8 protein-coding genes are annotated in these 6,519 nt (G+C 35.7%); all 8 read right to left on the bottom strand.

The window, feature by feature from the left end; all coding sequences use genetic code 11:
* Window positions 1-469: AAA family ATPase (locus AC1DG9_RS24895; protein WP_477635446.1), on the bottom strand; the 469-nt coding region annotated here is incomplete at its 3' end.
* Between the two features lie 153 nt (window positions 470-622).
* Complete coding sequence (locus tag AC1DG9_RS24890; protein WP_477635445.1) at window positions 623-2,422, bottom strand: M56 family metallopeptidase; 1,800 nt, start codon at window positions 2,420-2,422, stop codon at window positions 623-625.
* Between the two features lie 27 nt (window positions 2,423-2,449).
* A complete protein-coding gene (locus tag AC1DG9_RS24885) occupies window positions 2,450-2,830 on the bottom strand; it encodes a BlaI/MecI/CopY family transcriptional regulator (protein WP_172661102.1) in 381 nt (126 codons plus the stop codon).
* A gap of 77 nt (window positions 2,831-2,907) precedes the next feature.
* Entirely contained in the window at window positions 2,908-3,567 is a 660-nt protein-coding gene (gene porD / locus AC1DG9_RS24880; protein ID WP_477635444.1) for a type IX secretion system protein PorD, read from the bottom strand.
* A 2-nt stretch (window positions 3,568-3,569) separates the two neighbouring features.
* A complete protein-coding gene (coaBC, locus tag AC1DG9_RS24875) occupies window positions 3,570-4,763 on the bottom strand; it encodes a bifunctional phosphopantothenoylcysteine decarboxylase/phosphopantothenate--cysteine ligase CoaBC (RefSeq protein ID WP_477635443.1) in 1,194 nt (397 codons plus the stop codon).
* A 42-nt stretch (window positions 4,764-4,805) separates the two neighbouring features.
* Window positions 4,806-5,132, bottom strand: a complete 327-nt coding sequence (locus tag AC1DG9_RS24870; RefSeq protein WP_172661099.1) for a DNA-directed RNA polymerase subunit omega — start codon at window positions 5,130-5,132, stop codon at window positions 4,806-4,808.
* Window positions 5,132-6,070 carry an outer membrane protein assembly factor BamD gene (locus AC1DG9_RS24865; protein WP_172661098.1) on the bottom strand — a complete coding sequence of 313 codons (939 nt, stop codon included), beginning with the start codon at window positions 6,068-6,070 and terminating at the stop codon, window positions 5,132-5,134. Before AC1DG9_RS24865 ends, AC1DG9_RS24870 begins: the two co-directional genes overlap by 1 nt.
* A gap of 87 nt (window positions 6,071-6,157) precedes the next feature.
* Window positions 6,158-6,519 (bottom strand): DUF5655 domain-containing protein (locus AC1DG9_RS24860; protein WP_477635442.1); only part of this gene is annotated, 362 nt, incomplete at its 5' end.

Genomic DNA, 6,519 nt, shown 5'->3' with positions numbered 1-6,519 from the left:
GAGCCAACAAGGATTGATGATTTGCCAGGGTATCTACCACTAGCAGCTGAAAGCCAGGGTCGTTTACCTCTAGTGTAGCATGCTGAGAGTGTATGTCAATGAGTTTCTCGCCAACTTGCTTCATTACAGTAAGCGTAACGGGAGTATCGTTTATAAATGCTCTAGACTTTCCATCTGTGGATATTTCCCTCCTTAAAATACTTTCGTTATAAAAGTCAATATCGTTTTCTTCGAAAAGAGATTGTAATGTAGTGTCGCTAAGCAGAAATTGCCCCTCGATAATACATTTTTTGTCCTGATTAAAGAAATACTTAGTTTCGGCACGCTGACCCAATATAAGGGAGAGTGCGCCAAGCATGATAGACTTACCGGCACCTGTTTCGCCAGTGATGATATTTAAACCTTTATTAAGTTCCAAATCAACACTATCTATTAAAGCATAGTTACGAATAGAAAGTTTTTGTAGCATATTACTCTGCTAAATTATGAAAACTTAATCAATGGATGTTTATTCTTACAAACAAAAAAGCAGAAGATTTCTCTTCTGCCCTCAATCTAATTTTATTGTGTGGTTTAATAATTTGTGTGATCTGTGTTTGATCAATTCAGGTCTATATCTGTTTTAATTCCTTTTTTCTTTTTTAATGCTATCAATTCCATTGTCAAATTTTCTTTTCAGCTCTTTATACTCAGGTGAGTTTTGTAGYTCTTTCATCTCCTCAATATGTTTTTTAAATTCAGGAGAATTTATCTTTTCACGCATCAGATCAATGTTTTTCTTCATCTCGGCCTGTTGTTTTTTCCATTCATCAGAATTAAACTTTTTGCTCATTTCTGCAGCATTTTTCTGAATATCAGCTTGCTGCTTTTTCCATTCTGGCGAATCAAATTTCTTGCGCATATCCTGAGCAATTTTAAATGCCATTTCTTGTTGTTGCTTGAACTCTTTTGAGTTTATCTGATTGCTCATTTCAATGGCTTTTTGCTGAATCTCTGCCTGTTGTTTTTTCCATTCAGGAGAATCGAAATGCTTCGCCATTTCTGCGGCATTTTTTTGAACATCTTTTATCTGTTGCTGAAATTCAGGCGATTTTATGTAAGCCATGCTTACCTTTGTTACCGAGTMAAGATTAAACTTATAATCGAACTTAAAATCATTCATAAATGATTCATTAACTACTTCCTGCCTTAAACTATCAGGCATTTCTTTAAGCGAGTTATATTCTTTTTTATTCCCTTTAGCGTCAACGGTAACAATTTTGAACTTGTTTTTTTTCTTTGTGGTATCTGTTTTTACAAGGTCATTATCGCAGTCCTCGTTAGCAACTGGTGCTAATAGTGTCTGTATTTTTGATTTTATAGCTATTCCTTCTATATCAACCTTTTTGTTATGTTGATTGGCCTTATTTATAGCAGGAGCTTTTTTTGCAGGACTAATCCAAGCTAAGGATACTATAGTCGCTATTGTTAATGTTATAGCCAAAATCTGCTGTTTGGCATTCATATAATTGGTTTTCATGTCCGTAATTCTTTTAATGCGTTGATACAAATGTTGATCTTTTCCAGTTGCTGCCATTGAGAGGGCAGGAGTGGTTTTGTTTTTTAATATTTCAAGTTTTAAAAGTGCATGTGCATAGGTTAGTGGGCTACCAGTAAATTTTAGAACAAGATCATCACAAGCATGTTCACGTTCTATATTGATTAGTCGGCCGCCCAGCCATACAAATGGGTTAAAGAAGAGTATGGTTTCAATACCGGTTTTTATTAAATTTAATAGATAATCGTTTCTTCGTATGTGCGAAAGCTCATGAATTAATATTGCTTCAACTTGTTTTATATCAAGCTGAGATGCCAAAGCAATTGGAAATAATACCACTGGTTTTAAATAACCTATAACCAGTGGAACATTTACCCTTGAGGATAAATAGAATTCAATATTCTGACGAAGATTTAATTTAGCCACCATAGTTTCAAAAACCGGGCGCCATGAAGCTGGAACGGGAGTACGGTCAGCCCATTTTAAATCTAGTAATTTCTTATAGCCAATAGCCAGGATAAATAGCTGAAACAATATGCCAATGCTATATATGCTAACCAGATAAGGGAAAAAGTTCTCTGTTATGCTACTCATATCCTGAGGCAAATGAATAAGGTATTCGGATTGCTGTACATTGGAAATTTGATTAGACGCAATCGCAACACTATTTACCGGAAGTTTAAACAGTGTAAAGAATGTGATGCAGAACCCCAGAAATATAAGGCACAATGCACCATAGGCCATATTGTGCTTGATTTTTGCATCAATTTTAGGAAATGCACTTGTAACAGCTACCAATATACCATAAATGATGGCGCCTTGCCATAGAGAGTGGAAGATGCTCCATCCGGTAGCTTTAATGAGGTTGTTTACTATTGCTTCCATGTGTTTATAGTTGGTTCTTTAGGTTTATTACTTACTTAATTCGTCAAGATATTTTTTTATCGAATCAATTTCATCTTTACTTGCGGTGTGGTTCCCAAGTGCTTGCATTACTAATCTCGCCGCCGATCCGTTAAAAACATTATCGATCATTTTATTTACGAGATGCTGTTCTGTTTTTTGTTGATTGAGAAGTGCCGTATAAATATGAGTTTTAGAAGACGTGTCGCGTTTAACAAGTCCCTTCTCGTGCATAATCTGCATTAGTTTTAGCGTAGTGGTATAACCAGACTCTTTGCTTTTCTCTAAAATCTCATGAACGTCTCTAACCGTACAATTACCCTTTTCCCACAATATCTGTAAGATCTCTAGTTCACTTTCTGTAGGCTTAAGGTTTATTGATGCTGCCATATTTTGTTTATACGAATTGTTTCGTATTCAAATGTACGAATGTATTCGTATAAACAAAATATTTTTAACATTTTTTTTTAATTGTTTTTAAGACCTTGATTAAGAGGGGCAATTGCCTGATTAAGCGTTTCGTATTTATTGATGTTGGCGGGATCAATTTGGACAAGCAGGTTGTATGCTTTTATACGATCAGATGGATCTCCGGTAGAAATAGAAAAGACATTCACAATCTCATCTGCTTTTGTAGAAAAGTAGAAGTTGGGAAAAATAGAACCTAATTTCTGTTTGTCCATTTGTTTTAGTCCACTAAGTAGGGTTATCATTTTTTTTACTCCACGGCCGGTATTTTCTTGCAAGCGATCAAGCCCGTTAAAATGATAGTCGTAAATAAATACTCTAAGTTCTTCAAAGGTTTTATTAAGTAGATTTTCATTTAGCCAGTAGCGGTTGCGTAACCCATCAAAGGCTTTCCAGCCTTTATTTCCAGATACCTGAGCATTGTTTAGAATGGTAGAGGCCCTCTTATAGAAAGGAGTGCCGCCAAGGTGACTAAAACTATCTTTATCTAAGCCAATAATGGTATAAGCGTAGTAACTTAGTAAAGAACTAAGATTGGAAATATAAGTATTAGGGATAGTAGGAGCCTGTACCTGAACTCTTGCATTTAATTCCTGAGCATTAACAAAGGTTTGGCAAATAAAAAAGAAAAGTAAGATAAGTAAGTAGCGTTTTTTCATGCTTAAACAAGCTTTAAAATTTCATTGCAAATGTCTTTGGCAACCTCAGTTTTTGATTTCATTTCAAAAACTGTCTTCTCAAATGCTTTATTAAAGATAGTTATTTTATTGGTATCCATCTTAAAACCTGCTCCTTTGTCATTTAAGGAATTTAGGATAATGAGATCAAGATTTTTCCTTGTAAGCTTGTCCTTTGCATGTTCTTCCTCATTTTCAGTTTCAAGGGCAAAGCCAACAAGTATTTGATTTTCTGTTTTTAGTCTGCCTAAAGTAGCCAGAATATCTTCTGTCTTTTTTAACTCCAGGTTGAACTCCCCGCTGGTTTTTTTTATTTTCTGACTAGCGGTAGTTACTGGTGTATAATCAGCAACGGCAGCACTCATTACCATAATTTGTACAGTAGGGAATTCTTTTTGACATGCAGTTAGCATTTGAGCTGCGCTTACAACATCTATTCTTTTGAGTTGTTGTGAGCTTTTTTCAGCTGTTGGTCCTGTAATTAATGTTACGTCAGCACCTAAGCGAGAAAACTGGTCTGCAATAGCAAAACCCATTTTGCCAGATGAATGATTTCCGATAAAGCGTACAGGATCTATAGCTTCATAAGTAGGTCCTGCTGTTACCAGCACTTGTTTCCCAAGCAATGGAAGATCTTTACGTATTGTTTCTAATAGAAATGAAACGATTTCCTCAGGTTCAGCCATTCTGCCTTCACCATATAGGCCGCTAGCTAATTCTCCTTTGCCAGGAGAAATGAGAAGATTGCCGTATGACAATAGTTTATCTATATTGGTTTGAGTGGTTTCATGCTTCCACATATCCAAATCCATTGCCGGTGCAACTAAAACAGGACACTTTGCTGAAAGGTAAACTRCAGTTAGTAGATTGTCGCACAATCCAGTAGCCATTTTTGCTAACGTATTTGCGCTTGCGGGCGCAACGAGCATGTAATCCGCCCAGAGACCTAATTCTACATGATTACTCCAAACTCCGGTTTCTTCTTCAAAGTATTGAGTGTAAACAGGATGTTTTGATAGTGTTGCAAGTGTGAGCGGAGTGATGAAGTTTGCCGCATCTGCAGTGAGAATTACTTTGACGTTTGCGCCAGCCTTTACCAGTAGCCTTACCAGGGTTGCTGATTTGTATGCTGCAATGCTGCCGCAAACGCCTAGAATAATATTTTTATCTTTTAGCATGGTTTATAATGCATTGATGCAATTTAATACCTATGCGTGATATTATTGTTGCTCTTTAGCGGGATTTCTGTAATAAATTTTGTCGTTCAGAAATTCATCAATAGCAATTAATGAAGGTTTTGGTAAACGCTCATAATGCTTACTGATCTCAATTTGCTCTCTGTTCTCAAAAATCTCTTCAAGATTATCATTAGAAGATGCAAACTCGGCTAATTTGCCATGAAGCTCTTCTTTCATGTTATTAGAAATCTGATTAGCCCTTTTAGAAATAATTACTAAAGACTCATAGATGTTTCCGGTTTTTTGATCCAGATCATTAACATTTCTAGTAACCGTAGTATTTGGTATTGCGGGTTTATTCGTACTCATTATCTGTTGGGGGTTTTAATTGTATTAATTGCAGAACTATCTCTTTTAGCTTCTTTTGTTAATTGAGATTTATATTTTTCATAATTAGCAAGGCGTTCAGCTATAAAGCGTTTAGCACTTTCTATTCCAGATTCACTATCTTTCTTTAAGGCGTTTGCTTCCTTTAAGTATTTACTTTCAGGATGCGCTTCTGCAAATTCATTGGCATAAGTAATTGCTTCTGTGAAGCGGTCTTCCTGACGCTCCTCAATACTGTTTTTAGCAAAAGCGTACTGTGATTTGATCATTAATAAATCCATTTCCTCTGAATATTTAATATCAGGATAATCGATTTGTGCATTTTTTAGTGCTATAACAGCTGCTCTGTAGTTAGATGCTTCACCACCATTGCCACCTATTTCGTAATACATTTTTGCATTTGCATACGCTTTGTCTTCAAGTTTAGTACGCAGAATACCAATGTATTTTGCAGCCTCTACAGCACGTTCACTTTTTGGATAGAAGTTAATAAAGAGCTGTAATGCATCAATAGCTTTATAGGTATTTTCCTGATCTAAGCTAGGTCTTGGAGAATCCAGATAATAGCAATAAGCGCTCATATATCTACACTCTTCAGCATATTTACTAGTTGGATAGCTATCTGCAAACGATTTGAATTGATATCTTGCAGTTGTGTAATCTCTTAGTTTAAAGAGAGTCAGTGCGTAATAATAATTCAGTTCCTCGGCTTCAGCTCTTCCCCTGTATTTTTGAGACAAGTCTTCGAATAAGATCAATGCCTTAGAATAATTCTTTTTGTTATATAGCCTCATGGCCTCCTGGTACTTTTTTGCAACGTCGTTGCTCAGTCTGATCTTCTCAAACTGACTTTTACAACCAGCAATAGTAAGGGCTATAATGGTGAAACTTAATAGTAATACGTGTTTAATTTTAAACATTCTGCAAAGATAAGTTAATAATACGATACCGTCAATTAAAAATAATAGGACGCTAAGCTATGTAAAGGCATTCATCCTGTCAAGTGCTTAACATAATTTAACGTTTCCATTTTTATAAGCCATAGACATATACTTTAACACCTCGTCATTTATATCTTCTTTATAATATATTCGGAGGTGGTGATTGTAATCATCGCTACCTGGAACAAGTTTTATTTTTCGAAAACACATATTGTCTTCATATGGTTGTTTAAATGGAAATACAACATCAATAAAGTTTTTGCCAAACTGTATAACGTACGCGAAGTTGATGCGGGATGAGAAAGCTATCATTGTTTTGGTAGTATGGAATTTCACCTCGCCTAATTGTTGGTAACATGAAACCAAGYGATTAAAAAGCTCAATCGAGGAAGGTGATTTTCCTTGAAGGAATGCTGACAATGTGTTGT

This window comes from Pedobacter sp. 05L430, assembly GCF_056397585.1.
Note: the sequence above shows the minus strand (reverse complement) of the source record. Positions and strands in the feature narration are given on the sequence as shown.

What these genes read in the sequence shown, in the direction of transcription:
- porD (WP_477635444.1), bottom strand. Translation starts at nt 3,567, where the DNA reads ATGAAAAAACGCTACTTACTTATCTTACTTTTCTTTTTTATTTGCCAA.
- AC1DG9_RS24885 (WP_172661102.1), bottom strand. Translation starts at nt 2,830, where the DNA reads ATGGCAGCATCAATAAACCTTAAGCCTACAGAAAGTGAACTAGAGATC.
- AC1DG9_RS24865 (WP_172661098.1), bottom strand. Translation starts at nt 6,070, where the DNA reads ATGTTTAAAATTAAACACGTATTACTATTAAGTTTCACCATTATAGCC.
- AC1DG9_RS24870 (WP_172661099.1), bottom strand. Translation starts at nt 5,132, where the DNA reads ATGAGTACGAATAAACCCGCAATACCAAATACTACGGTTACTAGAAAT.